Here is an 18525-nt window from a genome sequence, read left to right on the forward strand (position 1 = left end):
CTTCCAAGGGAGAGGCCGGGAGTGGGTAGCGAGCGAAGCGAGCCCAAGCCAGCGACTAACCCAACCGATACAAAACACACCCATGCGGCGGCAGCATGGCGGAAACTCGCTCCGCCTGCCGCCCCAGCGCCTTGCCTTCCCACAGGTCGCGCACCGCAACCGGCCCCGCCAGCCCCAGATCCCGCAGCCTCACGCCGACCTCCCGCACCTTGCTCCCCGTATTGAACATCGCAAGATACCGACCGGTCCCGCCATCCGCCACGGCGGACCACACGCGCGTGCCATCCGCCACGAAATGCGGGCAATTACCGCTGCTCGCCTGATTGACCGCCAGCACCTCGCGATTGTTCAGCAACGCCAGCGTCGCGCTATCCAGATGCCGCAAATCCCCGCCCATGATCAGCGGCGACCGCGCGATCGCCCATAATGTCATCAGCGTCCGCTGCTCGTCCGGCGTAAAGCGCGTGTCCCGCGCGCCCAGCGCCAGTCGGCCCAGCGGCAGCATATCTGCATCCGGCCACGATCCCGGTCCCCGATAGGGCGTCCAGTTCTCCAGCCGGGTGAACTGCGCCTCCAGCATCGGCCACTCATCCCAGAAATCATCGGAAATCCGCCACATCTGCGCGAAACGGCGGACATGATCGCCCCGGATGACCGGCGTTTCGCCCGGCGACAGGCTCAATATCATCGGTCGCCCCGTCGCGACGATCGCCTTGTGCGCCGCCTCGATCTCCGGCGCATGGGCGTCATAAGGGCGGCTCATATCGTCCATCTTGACGAAATCGACGCCCCAGTCGGCATAGAGCCGGAACAGGCTGTCATAATAGGCCTGCGCGCCCGGCCGCGTCATGTCGACGCCATACATATCCGGGTTCCACGAACAGATGCTGGCGCGGTCGGCAATGTCGGCGGCGCGATATCGCGTGCCCAGGATCGGCGGGTTCGCCTCCACCGCCGCGCGCGGGATGCCGCGCATCACATGGATGCCGAACCGCAGGCCCAGCGCATGAACCGCCTTCGCCAGCGGCGCAAAGCCCTTGCCGCCGATGCTGGAGGGAAAGCGATTGGGCGCGGGGATCATCCGGCCATAGCCGTCCATCGCCGGTTTCGGCTTGGCATTATAGCTATAGCTCGACGCCTTCGGCTCATACCATTGGATATCGACGGTAAAGATGTCATAGCCGAAGGACAGCAGCTTGTCCGCCATGATCGCGGCCGTTTCCCGCGCCTGCGCCTCGGTGATGGTGGTGGCGAAACTGTTCCAGCTATTCCACCCCATCGGCGGGCGCGGCGCCAGGGCAGCGCCCTTGCCCCCCTCCGTTCGCGTCTCCACCGCTCCCACCGCGCTCGCCGCAGCCAGCCCGATGGCCCCGCCCGCCAGCATATCGCGGCGGCTCGCTCTCCATGTCATCTTTGTCATTTGTAGGAGTAAACAGAAGGACGCATGCAAGATCAAGCGGCAACCCAGTGCCGATCCACATTCGGATTACGACGTGGCGTACCAAACGCCATCACCGCAAATATGGAAAGCCGCACGTCCACATTGTCAGCGCCGACGATTGATCTTTTCTAGGCGTCGATCCCCGCCAGCCATTCCCCGATCATCGCCCGACCGGCCGCCACCGCACCCGGCCCATGCACGTCATGGTCGCGGCGGAGCGCAATGCCACATTGACCGGCAATATCCAGGTCCGCCCAGAAATGCGTCAGCCATTCCACAAAACGCGGATCTTCCCCCATCTCCGCATGAAATTGCAGCGCCAGTACATTCGCCCCGCGCCGAAACGCCTGATGCGCATAGCGATCGGTGGACGCGAGCAGTTCGACATTGTCCGGCAGGTCGAATGTATCGCTATGCCAATGCAGCACCGGCACCTGCGCGATATGGCGCAGCGGCGACGTCGCGCCGCGATCATTGACCCGTACTGGCGCAAAGCCCAGTTCCATATGGCCACCGGGATAGACGCGCGCACCCAATGCCGCCGCCATCATCTGGCTGCCCAGGCACACGCCCAATGTCGGCCGGTCCGCCTGCAACCGCGCCGCCAGCTTTTCGATCTGCAGGGCGATCCAGGGATGCTGGTCCTGTTCATACACGCCCATCGGCCCGCCCATCATGATCAGCAGATCGGGATCGCACAGATCGACATCGGCAAAATCAGGACTGGCGACATCAACACGGTCGATATGATAGCCCGCCGCCTCGATCGGCTGCAAATAGCCTGCCGCACCTTCGCGCGGCACATGTCGGACGATCAAAGCTCTCTTCATTGCTGACGACATAGCTAGACAAGTGCGCCCGACGCCACCACCCCAACCTTTCTTGCCACGCCAAAATAAGCGCTATTAGCGAAACCGGCCATTCGTCGGCCCATAATCGCTTGGCGCACCCATCCATCATCGCGCTCAAGCGGCTCGCGATCCGATCGCATCGGATCAACCGCCCTGGCTTTATATTGTCCGCGATGGAGCTGCGCTGGCCTTCGGCTCCGGGTCATCGGATGATTCCATCGGATCGGGAATCGCTCTGGGGTCCGCCAAAGGCGCACTCACCATTCATCGTGACAGAGCCAAGACGCGCTCGCCGACACCTGCTTGATCTACCTGGCATGTCGGGGTCATTGGCCGATATAAACACTCGGCACTCCCGCAGGCCTAGGCCTGAAGCACTCATCCGCCAGCCGCCTGAGATCAAATGATGGCTCCTCCGTGCCGCCGTCAAATCTCGGCCAGCCACAACCCTAGATGTGCGACAAACGCGACCGCGAAATCACGGTCGGCAGGCTATCGTGAGCTTGAGAACGATGACGCTATATTGACCCATTCGCTTCGAGCGAAATCTGTCAACGGATCGCGACGCCAGTAGCGCCATGCCCTTGTTTCTCGACGCTCCGACAGGCGCAGGACAGGCATCGCTCGAAACGAACAAACCAAGATGCCTCGACCCAACGTCGTCACGCGCACAACGGCGATCGGCCTGACACCGGCCCGACACCGGTCCGCGCCGCCGCCCGTCCATAAAGAAGCGCCCCGAACCTCCGGTCCAGGGCGCTTCCATTATCTCAAAAGCGGCGCATGCGTGCGCGATGATCAGCCTGCCGCCAACACGCCGCACGCCACGCGGCCACCCGCGTTGCCCGCCGGATCGCTGACATTGTCGTCCGGCTGCGCATGAATCACTATCGCTGCGCCGTCGGCGTCGAGCAATGGCGTGGTCCCGCCGTTGATGGTTCCGCCCATCACATGATATTCGATCGCGCCAGTCCCATCCGGACCAACGGTCATATTGGGCATATCGCCCATATGCATACCCGCCGGGTTTTTCATGCCATGTTTGCGCGCAGTCGGGTTCCAATGTCCCCCGGCGCTGGCAAAGTCAGGGCCGTTGCACTGGCCCGTGGTATGAATGTGCACGGCATGGATGCCCGGCGTCAGCCCTTGCGCCTTTACTACGACATGCAGCCCGTCGCTGGCTTGAGTCACCGTCGCCATCCCGCGAGCGGCCCCGTCGGCAGCGGCGAGCTTGGCCGATGCCATCGGCGCGGCACTGGGTTGCGACGACCCCGTGGCGCAGGCGGATACGGCCATGACGACTGGCAGGGCAGCGAAAAACGGAAGAATTTTCATGGATAGGCTCCCAGGAGAGGGCAAGATGCAAGGCAAACGCCCCGGCCCGCATTTTGTTGCCCATCCGCATCGATTTGTCATCGCATTTTGATAGCAGATCGCAAGAAGCGAAGCCGCATTGGCCATCCCTCACCGATGCAAAGAAAATACCTCACGCACGCAAAGAAAAAGGGGCTGGTCCTGCGACCAGCCCCCAATTCTGTATCCCATTCCGAAGAATGGAGATCGGCTTACTGGCCCGAACCCGGACCGTAGCTGATTTCCACGCGACGGTTCTGGACTTCGCGAACACCATCGGCGGTGTCGACGCGCGGCTTCGATTCACCGAAGGCCTGGGTGGTGATGACACCATCAGGGATACCCTTCGAGGCCAGATAGGCCTTGACCGAGTCAGCGCGGCGCTGCGAGAGGCCGACGTTGTAGGAAGCGGCACCCGAACGGTCAGCGTGACCGGCCAGCATGACCTGAGCGCTACCGCAGCTGCTGTAGGCCGAAACCGCGTTGTCCAGAATGGTGGCGGCATCAGGCGTGATGTCCGACTTGTCCCATTCGAAGAACACGATGTACGGGCCAGGGTTGCATTCCGCAACCGGCGGCGGAGGCGGCGGGGGCGGGGGAGGCGGCGGGGGCGGAGCCGGCGGGGGCGGCGGCGGAGCAGCCGGTTCACCACCGAAGTTGTAGGTCAGGCCGAGCAGCAGGCTGTGCGTACGCAGCTTGGTGTCAACCGACGAACCGGCGGGGCCACCAATGGTGGTGTAGGCCGGGATCAGCTTGATGTCGTCCTGGTTGAAGAAGCGATACTTCAACGACACGTCGACATTGTTGGTCACGGGGTAACGAACGCCCGCGATCGCCTGCCAGGCGAAACCGGTGTCGCTGTCGTTGACCAGATCGTTGGCCAGCTTGCCGCGCGAAACGCCGACACCGCCGCCGACGAAGCCCTGCAGGCCGTCATCGGGACCGAAGTCGAGCAAGCCGTTCAGCATGAACGAGAGAGCCGAGGCAGCGCCGCCGAAGCCGCTCTTGTCGAGATCGACCTTCGCACGCTTGTAGGCAGCTTCAGCTTCCAGACGGAAGCCGCCGAAATCGTAGCCGATATTGGCGTCGAAATCATAGCCCTTATGGTAGTCAACACCGGCAATGGTGTTGCTGGCAGCACCGGCGTTGCCGGGCGAGAAGGTGATGTCCTGGTCTTCGACCAGCAGCACGCCGGCGTCGACGCCAACATACCAGCTGTTGTCACGCGCCATGGCCGGAGTGGCCAGGACGGTGGTCGCAAGCGCAGCCGCGAGGGCAAGCTTCCGCATTTAAATTCCCCTTTCAAGAGTGTCACGAAGGACTGCTGAAACCCTGTATTCGCAAGAAGGTTTCATGGCAAGTCCACAATTAGTGAAACCGTTGCAAAAATAACGCACTAGCCGCGTTAAGGCAGTTTTCGAAAGCTAATGCCCAGTCATGCTAGACTATTGACACGTCCCTGCAACATGAAAAGCACAATAGCGTAATATTACGTCTCGATCAGCCCATGTGTGCGCAAGGCGGCCAAAATGCCCGCGACCGTAGAGCGCGCCTCCGCGTCAATTACACTGCCGCCTGCGGGCGCAGCGATAGCCGCCATCCGCGGCCCGACCACCCGTTCGTCATCGATATAGAGGCCATCCCCCCGGATCGGACAGGCACGCCACTGCGTCCCATCATGGAAAAGCGCATGATCCCGGTCCCCAACGAACAGCCGCAGCCCCGCCCGCGGCGCCACGAAACGCCATCCGCCCTCGCTCCATAAGGCGATCGCATCCGCCCGCCCCGCCCAATCCCCCGACGCCCCGTCAGCCACGATCCAGCACTGTCCGATGGTCGGCGCACCAGGCGGCGAAGCCAGATCGGCGCTTTCCACCCGGCCATGCAACAAGGCATCGACCAGAGTCAGCGCCTCATTGTGAAAAACTTCCTTCTGCGCCTGCCCCGCAAATAACAATGGCAGCGCCCAGCGCGGCGTCATGTCCATGCTCATATCCTTTTCTGATCCCGAACCTCTGCCCGCACCTCTCAGGCCGTAAAGCCCATCCGCGCGGCCCGCCCCTGCGCATGCGTGCCGATTTGCCGGACCTCCATCACCAGCGCCCTGCCAGCGGCCCCGTCCGCCGCGATCATTGCAGCGTCATATGTCCAGAACGGCCCACCGGTTTCCACGCTGCGCACCACGGTCGCGCCATCCGTCACCTGCACCAGATAGCGCTCCATCTCCTCGGCCAGCGGCACGTCGCCTCCATTGCTCCATCGCCATCCCGCGCGGCTGCGCCTGACCCAGCCGAACGTCCGCCCCCCGGCCTGCGCCCGCACCGACAAATGGACCGGAGACGGCGGTATCAGCGCCTCGCCACTGATGGTTGCCGCTGCCTCCACCGGCTCCACATCGCCCAGCCCCACCGCCGCCACGCGCAGCGTCGCGCCCGGATCGCCCACCACGCCCAGCGCGGTGAGCGGCAGCACCAGCCGCTCCTCTTCCACCAACAGGAACGGTTCACTCACGCCATGCCCCTCCATCGCCCACTCGGTGCCGCGCAATCCCCGGCGCAGCCCGCCCAGCCGATAGCGGGCGGGACCGATCCGGCTCGCCGTCTCGAACTGCAACAGTTCGCGCCCGACCAGGCACAGGTTGCGCCCCTGCGCCATCGCGGCCTCATCCGCCCCGCCCAGCGCCATGTCCGACGCCAGCAGCGTCACCACCAAGCCATGACGCCGATCCACCAGCAGCCCACGCCCGGTCGGCAGCGCCGTATCCGTCATCCCCATCACCGCGCGCGGCGCGCTCCGCCCGATCGGCATCGCCTCGCCGCTGTCGCTCATCACGAACAGCGCCGCGCTACGCCATCCCGCGCCGCCGCTTGCCGCCACGACCAGCACCGGCGCGCTCGCTACCCCGTCGCCGATCTGCGGCAAGTCGGCCAGCATCAGCGTCGTCACGCCATGCGGCGCATCCACCTGCCGCACGATCGCTCCCGAAGACGCGCCCGTCGGCAACGTCCCGCCCGCACCCGGCGCCCGCCGCAGCGCCAGCCGCACCGCCATCGCCTCCCATTCCCGCTCCTCGATCCGCCACAGCCCCGGCATGTCCGCCACCGTCACCACCGCGCCGGGCGTCAGCGCCAAGGCCCGCCAGTCGCAGCGCAGCGTCATCGTCGCCCGTCCGGTCCAGCCCGCGCCCAGCAACCCGGCCGCCACCGCCCGCGCATCGTCGGCGGCCATTACCGCTGGCACCTCTATCCCCTGCTCCTGCAATCCAGCCCCCGGCCGCATGACCCGCTGCACCCCGGCCTGATAGTCGCGCGCCGCATCATAATGGCGCAGGCTCAGCGCCACCGGCACCGTATCGGCGGCCGCGGCCGATCGCTCGACCGGATCGATCGCCTGCCCGTTCACCCGCCGCACCAGCCCATCCGCGCCGATCTCGCCTGACGCAGCGCCGCTCGACGCCAGCCGAAGACCATCGGCGTCCGACCGCAACGCCAATCCATAAGCCTCGACCAACGGCGCGATCGCCGCCCGGACATCCGCCCCGCTACCCGCAAAGCCATCGATCGCCGCCAGCCCGTCACCGCCCAGCCGCCCATCGCTCAAGACCGCCGCGACCGTCCCGATCGGCACCGGCCCCGCATCCGCTTCGACCTCGAACGTCAGCGATGGAATGCGATTGCCATAATCGGCCAGCGCCAGATCCTCGAACACTACATAGGCAATCCCCCGATGCGCCGGCGTCATCCCCACGCCCTGCGCCGCCGCGATCAGCGGGTCGACCGGCTGATCCTCCCCGCCAGGATGCGCGCGGAACCCCGACAGCTCGGTCTTGAAATCCCCCGCCGCCCCGCGCAGCAAATTGCCATCGGCCCAAATACGCCTGATCGCCCCTATCCGCCGCGCCGACAGCGCCACCGCGAAACTCGCCGAATAGCTGTAGCTGGTCACGCTCGACCGCCCCTTACCGCCGCCGCTCTTGCTCTTCGTCTCCTTCAGGTCCGTCGCCCAGATCACCGTTCCCGCCACCCGCATCGTCCCGAACAGCTTGGGCACCTGCGTCCCGTAACTCGACGTCTGCACTTGCAATTCGGTCAGCCGCGCGCCTTCGCGCCCCTTGGGTTTGAACAGTATCTGATTGTCGATGACATTGCCGATCACCGCGCCGATCGCCGCGCCGATCGGCCCGCCCAGCACGGTCCCCACCGCCGTCAGCACTACCGTCGCCATATATGCCTCCTGAAATGCGATGTGCTCCCGCGAAGGCGGGAGCCTAGTTCAGACCGTGGGCCTAAACGGTCCACCACCCGATCACCGGCCACGGTGACGCCCCCGGCGTCTCCACCACCCGCCCGATCCCGGCATGGGCATGGACGAAGCCATCGCCCGTCCCGATCATCAGATGCAGTTGCAACGGCCCCGGTCGCACCAGCGCCAGATCGCCCGGTCGCCCAATCTCCACAGGCCGCATTCCCGCCGCCCGCAGCCAGGCCTCCGCCCGCCCGACATCCCCGCTCCGCAAACCATAGGCGTCCGGCGCCGCCCGCCCCAGCGCCACCGCCGCCACCCCGACGCAATCCAGCCCCGCCATGCACCGCCCATGCAGCCGGAACGGCACACCTACCAAAGCGCGCGCCCGCGCTACCACCGCGCTCATGCGCCGGGGTAGCGGGTCAGCAGGTCCATCCCCGGCAAATAGGGTTCGCCGCGAAAATTGACGCCATTGCCAAAGCGCCCCGCGCAAGTCGCCAATTGCCGGTCGCACCCTTCCGTTAGCAGCGCCAGAGCGCCCGCATCCACCGCAAAGGCAGGCGCATCCGCCAGCGTCACCCCCTCCGCGCCATTGTCCACGACCGCCTGCGTCAATCCCGCATTCGCCCCGGTCAGCCAGCGCAAGGTGCCGAACGCATAGACCCCCGCCACCAACCCGCCGATCTCAACGTCGCTATCCGCAACGCCGCTCACCGCCACGACCCTGCGCCGCCCGCTCATATCCACCCGGCACGCCCGGTCGCCCAGCCGCGCGCGGCAGTCGGGCGATGTCGACGGCGCGACCGGCCCGTTCAATATCGCCGCCGCGCCCAGCAATTCCGCCGTAAAGGCGCTACCCTTGCGCGACACCGCGCCGATCTCGCCGCGCGCCAGCAACAGCCACAAGCCGCCGGGTGCTTCCCACTGCGTCAGGCGCAGTTCCAGCGCCGCGCCGTCCCATCGCCCCGCCATCAAATCCGCCTCGCCGATCGCATCGCTGGACAACGCGCCCGCCAGATCACTGTCCTCCGCCTCCAGCCTGATCCCGCTGCGCACAGCCGACGGCGTCATCCCCGGCGCGGCGCGATAGGCCAGCCCGCCGATCGCCAGGTCGCGATCATGGCTGGTCAGCCCGATCGTCACCCCGTCCCGCCGCTCGATCCGCCAGCAAAAGGCCAGCGTATTGAGCGGCTGCGCCAGCATCGCCATCTCGCTCATTCGCGTATCTCCACCAGCGGCACCGACGGCGCTTCCCCCGCGGCAAAGGTCGCGCGGTTGATATCCAGCCGATCCTCGGCAAAGCGCACCGGCACATCGAACCGATAGCCCGCACTCAACACCACGCCCGCCGCTGGCGCGCTGTCGAACGCGATCATGCCCAGCCCCGCATGACTCCATCCGTCATGCAGTTCGACACCGTCCGCTGCCACGCGAATGCTGCCCGCCACCGGCCGGGTGATCACCCGCGCCTGCGCATCGTCGCCCGCGCCATAATAGCGCATCAGCTGGAACCCGGCCGTCACCCCGTCCCCTACGCCAAGCCTTTGGTCGATCGGCGATGGCGCAACGCCCGGCGCGCCGCTGCGATCGTCATAGGGATCGGTGAAGCGAAACCCCCGCGCTGCCCCGCGCCGCGCCCTGAAAAAGGCGATCAGCGCGGCGATGTCCCCCTCCGATCGCACCCCCGGCCCGGCATCGAAGGAGAGCCGCGCATCCGCCCAGTCGCTGCTGCGCCTTTCATGGCCGGAGGGGCTTTCGACGATCTGCGTTGAAAAGCTCGGCGACAGGCTCGTTTCGCGCCCGATCGCGATCGGAAAGACTATATCGTCAAAGGCTTGCACATCATCCTCCCCATCGATCCTGAAGCAGGTAAAACCGTCGCGGCACACTTGCGGCAAGGCCCATAGGTATGTTTGTGCGGTCCCCCGCGCGATCGACGCCTGCGCCGCCGCCGCAATCTCCCGCCATTGCCCCGCCTGTTCCGGCAGCAACACGAAGCCGGACAGATAATGCTGCTCCTCCACCGGATAGCCCAGCCGTTCGGTCGCCAAAGCGATACCCCGCGCGGTCAGGCTCGGCCGCCCCTCGGTCACCCAGTCATAATCCTCCAGCTGCAACACGTCGAAGGCAGGCGAAGCCCAGCCCACCGGCATGTTCGCCCGCTTGGCTTCGGGCGCACGGGGATCGAGTATGGTCGGCAGATAGGCCAGCAAATGCGTCACCACCCCCGGCGCGGTCGCCTTCACCGTCGCGCACAGCGCCGCCGTCGACGCCGCCAGCAAAGCCCCCGCCGCATCCAGCAGATCGCGCTGCGCCGCATCCGACACGGCCCAGATGCTCGCTATGGAAACCGGACTGCCGCCCAACGCCGCCCGCGCCGCATCGTCATAGATGCAGATCCGCCCGTCCGCCGGGATCACCCACCACCAGGGTTCACCGACCTGAAACAGGATCGGCAATTCCGCCTCCAACCCTATGGAAACAAATGCGCCCGCCACCTGCTGCAAATAGCCCATCGCCCCGCTATGCGCAGGCGACAGCAACGTGGACGGCGGCACCCATCCGGTCAGCGCCGGATCGCCATTTTCCGCCCGCTGCTTCCAGTCGTTCCAGCAATGCGCATCGAACAGTTCGTAGGAAAGCGACCAGATAACCCCCAGCCCCAACGCCTTGGCCCGCGCCGCAAAGTCGCGATGCCACGCCGCACAGGGCGCGTTCAGCACGCCCCCCGCCAGGCTGACGTAAAGCCCTTCGCCCAGACGTTCGAGCCGGAAATAATGGCTCATCCCCACATAATGGTTGATCGCCCCGCGATAGCCAAGCGCATGGATCGCGCTCACCACCCGCTCGGGCGTCTGGTTGAAACAATCGTCATAGCCCGTCGCCATCGATAGCCCGTGTTCCGGCACCATGACATCACCGATCGCCAATACCGACCCCGCCCCGTCGCAGGCGATGGCGCTCAGTTCCGCCCAGCCCTCGACCGCCGCGGCGAAGGGCGTGTCCCCCTCATCATAATCCGGCGGCACCAGCGACACGAACATCCGGTCCACATCCCCCGCCCACACCGGATCGCGCTCGTCCGGCAGCAGATAACCACCCTCCAACGCCGAAAAATCCAATTTTATCTCAGCATCTTCCGGCGCACCGCTCGCATAATTCCACAACCGCACATACCAGGCGCGAGGATTGCCTGCCGCATCCCGCCCTTCGATCGTCAGCGTCGGCCCGTGCGTCTCGTCCAGCTTGCGCAAGCCCCCGCTGCGCCAGCGGAACGACAGCGTAGAATCGCGAAAATCCCGCCGCGTCTCATAGGCCAGCAGCGGATGGCTCCACAAATCCTCCGCTTCCCAGATCAGCCCCGCCAGATCGCCGGACCCATAGAACACCGCATCCACCCGCACGGCGTCGGGCGCACTCGTCACCACGCTCGCCATCATCGGTCGCGGAAAATTGACGGTCCAGTGCGTCGCGGCAAAGCGTTTGACGAACCGTGTCTCCTGCCCGCGCCTTCGATCCGCCAGCCAGTAATCGATCCCGCTCATCCGTTCAGCGCCCCCTTAACCGCCCGCGCCACCTGCCGCGCGCTGCGCGCCAGCAGCCGCGGTTCGCTCTCGCCGCCCCGCCCGCTGATCGCGATATTGACCCGCACGTCGCGCGCGCCGCCGCCATGCGCCACCACCTGTCCGCTGCTGGTCGGCACGAACATTTCCGGTCCGCGCTCGCCGACCATATAGGCCCGCCCCGGCGCCACCGGCCCGCCGGTCGCCCGCCCCGGCAGCCCCAGCGCAGACGTCAGCAACGACGCGCCCAGGCTCGCCAGCCCACCATCGCCGCTACGCCCGCCCCCGATCGCCGAGCGCAGCGCACTGGCCGCAATTTCGTCCAGTACGCTCAGCGCAATCCGCCGCAGATCCTCGAACCCGAACTTGCCGGTCCGCACCGCGCGCATCAGCCCCTGCTCGATCCGCCGTCCCGCCCGCTCCGCGCCATCGCCCAGCGGCCCTTCCAGCCCCGCCCGCATCGCCTCCACATCGCGGCTGAGCCCTTGGCGATCCGCCCGCACCCGCACCACCAGCGTTTCGACATCCTCGTCCATCAGCGCCTCCTGACAAAAACAACCTTCTCCCCGCGGGGGAGAAGGATATGAAGCCTTGCCCGGCGCAGCCCGGGCTTAGGCGAAGTTGGAAGAGGGGGCATCCACGCCAGACCTAATCCGGCATCACCCTCATCAACCGCGCCAACTCCCCGCCATCCACGCCATCCCCGGCCGCCACCTCCCCCCGCGCCGCGCGCAGAACCGCCGCCAGTTCCGCCGGGGTCGCGCGCCAGAACTCGTCCGGCCGCCAGCCCAGCAGCCACCCGGCCACCCCCGCCAACCGCCCGGCCGCTTCGGCAAAGCGCGTCATTTCCCCGCCAATATCTGCTGCAGGATCGCCTTGAGCACCGGCGTCACCCGCGCCAGCCCGACCGCGATCACTGCCTCGCCCAGCGCCTCGCGGCTCACCGCGTCGCGATCCACCAGGCAATGCCAGAACAAAGCCACCAGATCGGCCAGCGACAGCTTCCCGTCCGCCGCCCGCTCCACCAGCGCGAACAGCGGCCCCAATTCCGCCTCGGCCGCCACCAGCGCCGCGAAACTCGGCCGCAGCGTCAGCGTCTCGCCCCCCAGCATCAGCGCCGCCTCGCCGCGCTCGGCGTTCGCCGCGCCACTCATTCGCTCACCACCGCGCCGGAGCTTTCCAGGCTCAGCGCATAATTGCGCTCGCCATTATAATCCCCGGCATAGTCCAGCCGCGTGACCAGGAACCGCCCGCGCATCCGCTCGCCGCTTTCGAAACTCAGTTCATATTGGTCGATCGTCCCCGACAGCGCATGGTTGCGGATGCGCACTTCCGCCGCGGAACCGGTGAACAGCCCCGCCGCCGACACGCTGACCGATCGCACGCCCGCCCCCGACAGCAATTCGCGCCAGCCGCCCGAATCCTTGCTGGTGATGTTCACCGCCTCGCCATTCACCGACAGCTGCGTGGTGCGCATGCCCGCCACCGTCGCATATGTTGCGGGCGTGTTGCCATCGCCCACCTTCAACAGAAATGCACTTCCCTTTTCGACGCCCATGGCGCATTCTCCCTCACAGCGACACCGACGTCGGAGGCACCCCGCCACCACCCGGAAAATCGCGAAAAAACAGAAGACTCGGCTTGGTTTCCACCAACCGGTTGCAGCGGCGGGACGCCGCCTATGGAGAGGATGTCATGATTGTTGCCGCTTCGCTCGTAATGATGCTGGCCGCCGCCCCGTCCGCCGACCCCGTCGGCACCGGACGCCGGGATTTTTCCAAATGCCTCAGCGCCCAGATCCAGCCCGCGCTCGACAAGAAATTGTCGTCGGCTGATTTCAAATCCACCATGCGCAAAGCCTGCGCCGACAAGGAAGCCGCCTTCCGCGCCGCCATCGTCGCATCGGACAAGGGCGACAAAATGTCCGACGCCGCCGCCAACTCGGACGCCGACGATCAGATCGCCGAATATGTCGACAAGATCAGCAGCGAATATGAAGAGAACAGCCAATCCAACTGACTGGATTTCTCACTGCCCCCTCTCTCTCCCCTTGGGGAGAGATACGAAGGCTCAGCAGCTTGCTGCCTAGCCGAAGTTGAGAGGGGGCAGCCCCCGCGCACCGCGCCCACCACAAAAAAACCGTGTTCCCGCGCAGGCGGGAACCCAGTCCCGCCCCGAATTCGCGCGCCGCCATCGCCACAGCGAAAGCCCCAACCTACCCCTCCCAAACCACCCGCAACCGATAATCGATCACCGCCCGCCATCCGGTCGGCGCCCGCCCCTCGTCCCGCGCGACCCGCGACCGCACCAGCCGCGCGGTCACGATCCGCCACCCATCCTGCGGTTGCGCCTGCCCGATCGCCGGGTCGATCCGCCCGATCATCCCCGCCAGCCGCCCCGGCGTCTCGTCCGCCACCCGCAAACCGATGGTCAGCCGCACCTCGCGCCCCGCGACATCCTTGCCGCCCCAATCCGAACCGATCGCCTCGCCGACATGCCCATAGGACGCACTCGCCCGTCCCGGTTCGCCATCGAACAGACCGTTCAGCCCGCCCATCAGCGCCCCGTCCGCCCGCAACGCCGCGATCACCGCCGCCCTTGCCGCCACTTCCGCGCTCATAGCCCGCCCCTCCCCGCATCGCGCAGCGCCAGGTCGCGCCACCAGCGCCGCCCCAGCCCCGGCGCCGACGCCCGGACCACCTCGCCCTCGATTGCTGCCACCACGCCAATCTCGTCCAGCGCCGCAACGATCCACGCCCGTCGCCGCGCCGCCCGCGCTTCCAGCAGCGCCGCCAGCGCCGCCTTCATGCCAGCCGCATCCGCCGGAACGGCCGCCACAAAGCGCGCACCACCGCCGGTGGCGCGCTCTCGCCACCCCGCGCCGCGAAATGCTCCGCCGCCAGCCGCACGATCCCCTGCCGCAGCGCTTCGGGCAGGCCGTTCATCTCCGCCGCCAGCCCCGCCCGGTAACGCACCTGCAATCGTCGGTGATCGCCCGCCCGGGTCGATCGCACCCACCCGTCGCCCGCCGCATCGATATCGATCGCATAGGCATCCAGCGGCAGAACATGCGCCACCCCCTGGGCATCGATCGCCTCGACTGCCTCGATCATCGCCACCGGCCGCGCCGACAATCGCTGCCAGCCACCGCCGCCCGCAATCTTCTCCTGCGCCACGCGCTGGATCAGCCATTGCCCGGTAAACTGCTCGCACAGCGCCGCCGCGCTGCGCAGCAACCCGGCCAGCACCGCATCCTCCCCCTCCGTCTCGATCCGCAAATAGGCCTTCAACTCCGCCAGCGATGCCGCCAGCCCGCCGCTCTCGGGTTCCTCCACCATTATCAGCGCTCCTCCACCCGCATCGTCACCGACCGCTCGTCCACCTGCCCGTCGGACAGGGTCACCCGGTTGGTCAGCCGATAGACGCGCCCCGCCACGCCACCGCTCAGCCGCGCGCTGCTGCGCTGCGCCTGGAACGCCGCGCCTTCCACCACCACGCCGCCCATTTCCTGCGGCGACACGGTCCATTGGCTCGCCACCAGGCTCTGCCCAGCCAGATAGGCGGACCAGTCGATCGCATGATCCACCCGCGCCTGCGGGTCTTTCACATATAGGCTCATCGGATCTTGCTCCCCCTCACTGCCTCGGGCCGCATCGCCCCGTCCCGCGCCGCCACACGCGCGCCATGCCCTGGCCGCACGCCCCAACCCCACGGCCCCTGCGCTACCGCCACGCGCCCATCGCCCAGCGGCCGCCCGCCGATCGCCTCACCCGCCAGCATCGCCACCTCCCGCGTCCAGTGCATCCAGGCGCGCGGCCATCGCCGCGATCGCCCGCCGCTGCCACAGCGCTTCCAGCGCGAAACATTCGTCATAGCGCAGCCCCCACCGGTCCCCGGCCGCCCGCGCCGCCCGCACCAGCGTGCCATCTTCGGCGCGCTCCTCCGGCGCGGCATCCCAGCGATCGTGACAGATCAGCCCCCATCGCACCGCCGCGCCCTCGCCCTGCCGCGCGTCGATCGCGTCGCGCACCTGCTGCGCCACCAGCCCGATATGCCAGCGCGCCGCATCGCCCTTCTCCGCCACCGCCTCGACGAAGCGATAGCGCTGCCAGCCGACATCGCCCCATGCCTCGATCAAGGCGTCGTCCACCGCCCCGACATCGCATTTGGCGCGCGCGTCGGACGTGTTGATCGTCCCGCTTCCTGCATAGATGGTGGCCCAGCGAAACGCCGCGCTGCCCCAGCCGATCGCATTGTCCGTCAATGGCCGCCCCGGCCCGGCAAACGTGGTTTCGACCGTGGCGCCGATGGTGCACATGGTCGCGCTGGCCGACAGATAGGGATTGGTCGCCAGATTGTTGCTCGGCCCGACGGCGAATTTGCTGCCATCCGCATTGCCGAAATAGATCGACCCCGCCGTCGTCTGCGCAACATAGCCGCAATTATTGGCGCTGCTTGTCCGATAGGCCGCAATCGGCGTGGCGATCGTGCTGTTGCTGATGATGGTCGGACTGCTCAACGCATTGACCGACACCGTGCCGGTCGAGCGCGACACGCTCATCGCCGTGCCCAGCAGAGCACCGCTATCGTCCATCCGGCGCAGCGCCAAATCGGACCCAGCATTGCCACCGCTATTGGCCGTCGCCGTACGCTCGAACCGCCACATCTCCACGCCCGCCGTGCCCAGCGACAGGCTCGCGCTCTGGCCGTTCGCCGCGCTGATCGCCGCGCTGGCCGCACCCGAAGCCGGGGACAGGCTGAACGACCCCAGCGTCGCCGATCCACCGCTGATCGCCACCGCACCGGCATTCTGCGCCGCCATCGTGCCCAGGCCGCTGATATCGCTCGCCGGGATCGTCGTGCTGGCGCTCATCGCCGCCGCGCCATTGCCCTTCACATAGCCGGTCAGGCTCGCCGCCCCGGTCCCGCCCCGCGGCACCGCCAGCAGCCCCGACCACCCCACCGTGATCGACGCGGGATTGAGCAACGCATTGGTCGCGCCCCCACCCAGCGTCAGCGTCACATTGGCGTCATTCACCCGGCTCAGCGCGCCTCCGGTGGGAAAAGTCGCCAGCGACCCGTCGCCGCGCAGATATTGCGCGCTGCTCCCGCCCGGCGCAAAGGCATGGCTGTGCGTTCCGCTCGCCACGCCATTGGCCGACGCCAGGGTGACGCTCGACGGCGTCCCCATCACGACGCTGCCCGCACCACCGATCGCGGCGAAATCCATGCCTGCGCCCGCCGCGACCGCCGTCACCGTGCCGCTCGCCGAAGACGTACCCGCCCCGATATAGGATCGGAACGCCGCCGCATCGCCCAGCGTCAGCGTGCCGCGCCCGAACCCGGTCGTCGCCAGCGCCGCGATCGCGCTCAGATCGCTACTCGCCGCCTGCCGCCCCGCCAGCGCCGCCGCCAGCCCGTCGATCGCCGCGACGTCATGACCATGGCCCTCGACCCGCGCGACCCAGTCGGCGTGCAGCGCCAGCCCGACATGCTTCTCGCCCGCCGCAAAATCGACCGCCGCCCCACCGGCCGAAGACGCATGCGGCGTCCGCACCAGCCGCCCCGCCTCATCGATCGTGCCGGTCCCCGCTTCCCATTGCGCCGCTTCGGTCACCCCCTGGATGACATAGGGAAAGCGCGCCCCCGCACTCAGCGTCGCGGCAAAGCCGCGATAACCCGGCATCGGCCCGCCCAGCGCCAGCGGCCCGTCCCCCGCCTCAAAACAGACCTCCCGCACCAGGTCCGCCATCTCCCACATCGTGATCGCCACACCCGCCCCCTAGAAACAAAAAAGGGGAAGGCAAAAGCCTCCCCCAAACCTTCTCCCCAGGGGGAGAAGGATACGCAGCCTTAGCCCAAAGGGCTTAGGCGAAGTTGGATGAGGGGGACCAACGCCCCCATCACCTTACGAAGCCGAAAACTTCATCAATTTAATCGCCTCGCTATTCGCCACGGTCCCGCCGATCCGCTTGACCGCATAGAAATGCACGAACGGCTTGTTGCTGAAAGGATCGCGCAGGATGCTCGTCTCGCTCCGTTCGGCGATGACATAGCCCGCCTGGAAATTGCCGAACGCGATCGACAGGCTGTTCGCGGCGATATCGGGCATATCCTCCGCCTCGACCACCGGATAGCCCAGCAGCGTCGCAGGCTGCCCACCGGCCAGACCCGGCTGCCAGATGAATGCGCCGTCGCTCGTCTTCATCTTGCGCACCGCCGCCAGCGTGGCGCTGTTCATGACGAAGCTCGCCCCCTGGCGATACGGCGCGCGCAGACTCTGCACCAGGTCGATCAGCCTGTCCTGCGGGTTCGACGCGGCAAAGCCGCCCGCCGCCCCCGCCGCCACATATTGCAGCGAACCAAAGGCGCGCACGCCGTCCGCCTCGTTGGTGGTCGCATAGGTCAAAAAGCCCTTGGGCTTGTTGGTCCCATTGCCGTTGACGAAGGCCGCCCCCTCCGCATTGGCGAACTCGCGCGCAATCTCGCTCGCCAGCCAGGCTTCGACATCGAACTGCGCATCGTCCAGCATAGCCTGCGACGCCGCCGGATTGGCGAACAATTCACCCGATGGCGGCGCGATCTCATTGAAGACCGGCGTCCCCGTCTCGGTTCGCGCGCCCGTCTCGCTCGCCCACCCCGACACGATCCCGCCCGCCGTCACCAGCTTGCGGTATCCCGCCGTCCCGGTGCGCACGACATTGGCGATCGATCGGATCGGCGAAATGGCCTTGAGCGTCGACCCGATCAACTGGTCGATCTCGCGCGGCACCGCATAACCGCCCGCGCCACCCGACGCTCCGGAAAAGCTCTTCAGCTCCACCCCGGCCTCATGCCCCTGTCGCAAATAGCGGTCCACAAAAGCCGCCCGCGCCGGATCGACCGCGCCACCCTTGACTCCATCCAGCGCAGGCCGCTGCTGCGCCAACAAAGCCCCCTTCAACGCCGCAATCTCCCCCTCCAATCCATCGATCCGCTCCCCCTGCAAAACCGCATCGAAGCTGGCTTCCAATGCGTCCGTCACCTGATCCGTCATGCCCGTCTCCACAAAAAAGGCGGCCCCAAACGGACC

The 18525-nt window shown here is 67.0% G+C and carries 21 protein-coding genes; 1 reads left to right on the top strand and 20 read right to left on the bottom strand.

The features are described 5' to 3' along the window. Positions 1-55: 55 nt before the first annotated feature. The 13 genes from U5A89_RS12715 to U5A89_RS12775 form a co-directional block, all read right to left on the bottom strand. Complete coding sequence (locus tag U5A89_RS12715; RefSeq protein ID WP_338163046.1) at positions 56-1411, bottom strand: glycoside hydrolase family 27 protein; 1356 nt, start codon at positions 1409-1411, stop codon at positions 56-58. Positions 1412-1569: 158 nt separating this feature from the next. After that, positions 1570-2271, bottom strand: coding sequence for a glutamine amidotransferase (locus U5A89_RS12720; RefSeq protein WP_338161458.1), 702 nt, complete (start codon positions 2269-2271; stop codon positions 1570-1572). An 819-nt stretch (positions 2272-3090) separates the two neighbouring features. Beyond that, positions 3091-3627 (bottom strand): superoxide dismutase family protein, encoded by a 537-nt coding sequence (locus U5A89_RS12725; RefSeq protein ID WP_338161459.1) that lies wholly within the window; start codon positions 3625-3627, stop codon positions 3091-3093. Between the two features lie 230 nt (positions 3628-3857). Continuing rightward, positions 3858-4934: an OmpA family protein gene (locus U5A89_RS12730; RefSeq protein WP_338161460.1), complete on the bottom strand. Its 1077-nt coding sequence runs from the start codon at positions 4932-4934 to the stop codon at positions 3858-3860. 200 nt (positions 4935-5134) lie between these two features. Next, positions 5135-5638: a DUF2793 domain-containing protein gene (locus U5A89_RS12735; RefSeq protein ID WP_338161461.1), complete on the bottom strand. Its 504-nt coding sequence runs from the start codon at positions 5636-5638 to the stop codon at positions 5135-5137. Positions 5639-5673: 35 nt separating this feature from the next. After that, positions 5674-7869 carry a phage tail protein gene (locus tag U5A89_RS12740; protein ID WP_338161462.1) on the bottom strand — a complete coding sequence of 732 codons (2196 nt, stop codon included), beginning with the start codon at positions 7867-7869 and terminating at the stop codon, positions 5674-5676. A 61-nt stretch (positions 7870-7930) separates the two neighbouring features. Further along, on the bottom strand, positions 7931-8296 hold the full coding sequence (locus U5A89_RS12745) for an NlpC/P60 family protein (protein ID WP_338161463.1): 366 nt from the start codon (positions 8294-8296) through the stop codon (positions 7931-7933). Then, complete coding sequence (locus U5A89_RS12750; protein ID WP_445190701.1) at positions 8293-9099, bottom strand: DUF2163 domain-containing protein; 807 nt, start codon at positions 9097-9099, stop codon at positions 8293-8295. Before U5A89_RS12750 ends, U5A89_RS12745 begins: the two co-directional genes overlap by 4 nt. Positions 9100-9104: 5 nt before the next feature. Continuing rightward, positions 9105-11435 (bottom strand): DUF2460 domain-containing protein, encoded by a 2331-nt coding sequence (locus U5A89_RS12755; protein ID WP_338161465.1) that lies wholly within the window; start codon positions 11433-11435, stop codon positions 9105-9107. Beyond that, positions 11432-11989 (bottom strand): tail tape measure protein, encoded by a 558-nt coding sequence (locus tag U5A89_RS12760; RefSeq protein ID WP_338161466.1) that lies wholly within the window; start codon positions 11987-11989, stop codon positions 11432-11434. Before U5A89_RS12760 ends, U5A89_RS12755 begins: the two co-directional genes overlap by 4 nt. Before the next feature lie 112 nt (positions 11990-12101). Then, positions 12102-12299: a phage tail assembly chaperone gene (locus U5A89_RS12765; protein WP_338161467.1), complete on the bottom strand. Its 198-nt coding sequence runs from the start codon at positions 12297-12299 to the stop codon at positions 12102-12104. Then, positions 12296-12607: a gene transfer agent family protein gene (locus U5A89_RS12770; protein WP_338161468.1), complete on the bottom strand. Its 312-nt coding sequence runs from the start codon at positions 12605-12607 to the stop codon at positions 12296-12298. Before U5A89_RS12770 ends, U5A89_RS12765 begins: the two co-directional genes overlap by 4 nt. Further along, on the bottom strand, positions 12604-13011 hold the full coding sequence (locus U5A89_RS12775) for a phage major tail protein, TP901-1 family (RefSeq protein ID WP_338161469.1): 408 nt from the start codon (positions 13009-13011) through the stop codon (positions 12604-12606). Before U5A89_RS12775 ends, U5A89_RS12770 begins: the two co-directional genes overlap by 4 nt. An 83-nt stretch (positions 13012-13094) precedes the next feature. Here U5A89_RS12775 and U5A89_RS12780 point away from each other — a divergent pair, with 83 nt between their 5' ends. Beyond that, a complete protein-coding gene (locus U5A89_RS12780; protein WP_445190656.1) occupies positions 13095-13472 on the top strand; it encodes a hypothetical protein in 378 nt (125 codons plus the stop codon). Between the two features lie 196 nt (positions 13473-13668). Here the strand turns inward: U5A89_RS12780 and gp17 are convergent, their stop codons facing one another. The 7 genes from gp17 to U5A89_RS12815 all read right to left on the bottom strand — a co-directional run bounded on the left by gp17 (position 13669) and on the right by U5A89_RS12815 (position 18489). Beyond that, positions 13669-14073 (bottom strand): tail completion protein gp17, encoded by a 405-nt coding sequence (gene gp17, locus U5A89_RS12785; protein WP_338161470.1) that lies wholly within the window; start codon positions 14071-14073, stop codon positions 13669-13671. Then, positions 14070-14261, bottom strand: coding sequence for a hypothetical protein (locus U5A89_RS12790; protein WP_338161471.1), 192 nt, complete (start codon positions 14259-14261; stop codon positions 14070-14072). The genes gp17 and U5A89_RS12790 overlap by 4 nt, the downstream gene beginning before the upstream one ends. Then, positions 14258-14791, bottom strand: a complete 534-nt coding sequence (locus U5A89_RS12795; protein ID WP_338161472.1) for a head-tail connector protein — start codon at positions 14789-14791, stop codon at positions 14258-14260. The genes U5A89_RS12790 and U5A89_RS12795 overlap by 4 nt, the downstream gene beginning before the upstream one ends. Before the next feature lie 2 nt (positions 14792-14793). Next, on the bottom strand, positions 14794-15072 hold the full coding sequence (locus U5A89_RS12800) for a phage fiber-tail adaptor protein (RefSeq protein WP_338161473.1): 279 nt from the start codon (positions 15070-15072) through the stop codon (positions 14794-14796). Then, positions 15069-15257 (bottom strand): hypothetical protein, encoded by a 189-nt coding sequence (locus U5A89_RS12805; RefSeq protein ID WP_338161474.1) that lies wholly within the window; start codon positions 15255-15257, stop codon positions 15069-15071. Before U5A89_RS12805 ends, U5A89_RS12800 begins: the two co-directional genes overlap by 4 nt. After that, the gene (locus U5A89_RS12810; protein ID WP_338161475.1) at positions 15220-17226 is read right to left on the bottom strand and encodes a tail fiber domain-containing protein; all 2007 of its coding nucleotides are present in this window, start codon (positions 17224-17226) and stop codon (positions 15220-15222) included. The genes U5A89_RS12805 and U5A89_RS12810 overlap by 38 nt, the downstream gene beginning before the upstream one ends. A 135-nt stretch (positions 17227-17361) precedes the next feature. After that, positions 17362-18489, bottom strand: coding sequence for a phage major capsid protein (locus U5A89_RS12815; protein ID WP_338161476.1), 1128 nt, complete (start codon positions 18487-18489; stop codon positions 17362-17364). Positions 18490-18525: the final 36 nt, after the last annotated feature.

Origin of the sequence: Sphingobium sp. HWE2-09 (assembly GCF_035989265.1) — a bacterium.
Taxonomy (GTDB): domain Bacteria; phylum Pseudomonadota; class Alphaproteobacteria; order Sphingomonadales; family Sphingomonadaceae; genus Sphingobium.

Excerpts from the sequence above, each read along its gene's own strand:
- U5A89_RS12715 (WP_338163046.1), bottom strand. The coding sequence starts at position 1,411 with ATGACATGGAGAGCGAGCCGCCGCGATATGCTGGCGGGCGGGGCCATC.
- U5A89_RS12720 (WP_338161458.1), bottom strand. The coding sequence starts at position 2,271 with ATGAAGAGAGCTTTGATCGTCCGACATGTGCCGCGCGAAGGTGCGGCA.
- U5A89_RS12725 (WP_338161459.1), bottom strand. The coding sequence starts at position 3,627 with ATGAAAATTCTTCCGTTTTTCGCTGCCCTGCCAGTCGTCATGGCCGTA.
- U5A89_RS12730 (WP_338161460.1), bottom strand. The coding sequence starts at position 4,934 with ATGCGGAAGCTTGCCCTCGCGGCTGCGCTTGCGACCACCGTCCTGGCC.
- U5A89_RS12735 (WP_338161461.1), bottom strand. The coding sequence starts at position 5,638 with ATGAGCATGGACATGACGCCGCGCTGGGCGCTGCCATTGTTATTTGCG.
- U5A89_RS12740 (WP_338161462.1), bottom strand. The coding sequence starts at position 7,869 with ATGGCGACGGTAGTGCTGACGGCGGTGGGGACCGTGCTGGGCGGGCCG.
- U5A89_RS12745 (WP_338161463.1), bottom strand. The coding sequence starts at position 8,296 with ATGAGCGCGGTGGTAGCGCGGGCGCGCGCTTTGGTAGGTGTGCCGTTC.
- U5A89_RS12750 (WP_445190701.1), bottom strand. The coding sequence starts at position 9,099 with ATGGCGATGCTGGCGCAGCCGCTCAATACGCTGGCCTTTTGCTGGCGG.
- U5A89_RS12755 (WP_338161465.1), bottom strand. The coding sequence starts at position 11,435 with ATGAGCGGGATCGATTACTGGCTGGCGGATCGAAGGCGCGGGCAGGAG.
- U5A89_RS12760 (WP_338161466.1), bottom strand. The coding sequence starts at position 11,989 with ATGGACGAGGATGTCGAAACGCTGGTGGTGCGGGTGCGGGCGGATCGC.
- U5A89_RS12765 (WP_338161467.1), bottom strand. The coding sequence starts at position 12,299 with ATGACGCGCTTTGCCGAAGCGGCCGGGCGGTTGGCGGGGGTGGCCGGG.
- U5A89_RS12770 (WP_338161468.1), bottom strand. The coding sequence starts at position 12,607 with ATGAGTGGCGCGGCGAACGCCGAGCGCGGCGAGGCGGCGCTGATGCTG.
- U5A89_RS12775 (WP_338161469.1), bottom strand. The coding sequence starts at position 13,011 with ATGGGCGTCGAAAAGGGAAGTGCATTTCTGTTGAAGGTGGGCGATGGC.
- gp17 (WP_338161470.1), bottom strand. The coding sequence starts at position 14,073 with ATGAGCGCGGAAGTGGCGGCAAGGGCGGCGGTGATCGCGGCGTTGCGG.
- U5A89_RS12790 (WP_338161471.1), bottom strand. The coding sequence starts at position 14,261 with ATGAAGGCGGCGCTGGCGGCGCTGCTGGAAGCGCGGGCGGCGCGGCGA.
- U5A89_RS12795 (WP_338161472.1), bottom strand. The coding sequence starts at position 14,791 with ATGGTGGAGGAACCCGAGAGCGGCGGGCTGGCGGCATCGCTGGCGGAG.
- U5A89_RS12800 (WP_338161473.1), bottom strand. The coding sequence starts at position 15,072 with ATGAGCCTATATGTGAAAGACCCGCAGGCGCGGGTGGATCATGCGATC.
- U5A89_RS12805 (WP_338161474.1), bottom strand. The coding sequence starts at position 15,257 with ATGCACTGGACGCGGGAGGTGGCGATGCTGGCGGGTGAGGCGATCGGC.
- U5A89_RS12815 (WP_338161476.1), bottom strand. The coding sequence starts at position 18,489 with ATGACGGATCAGGTGACGGACGCATTGGAAGCCAGCTTCGATGCGGTT.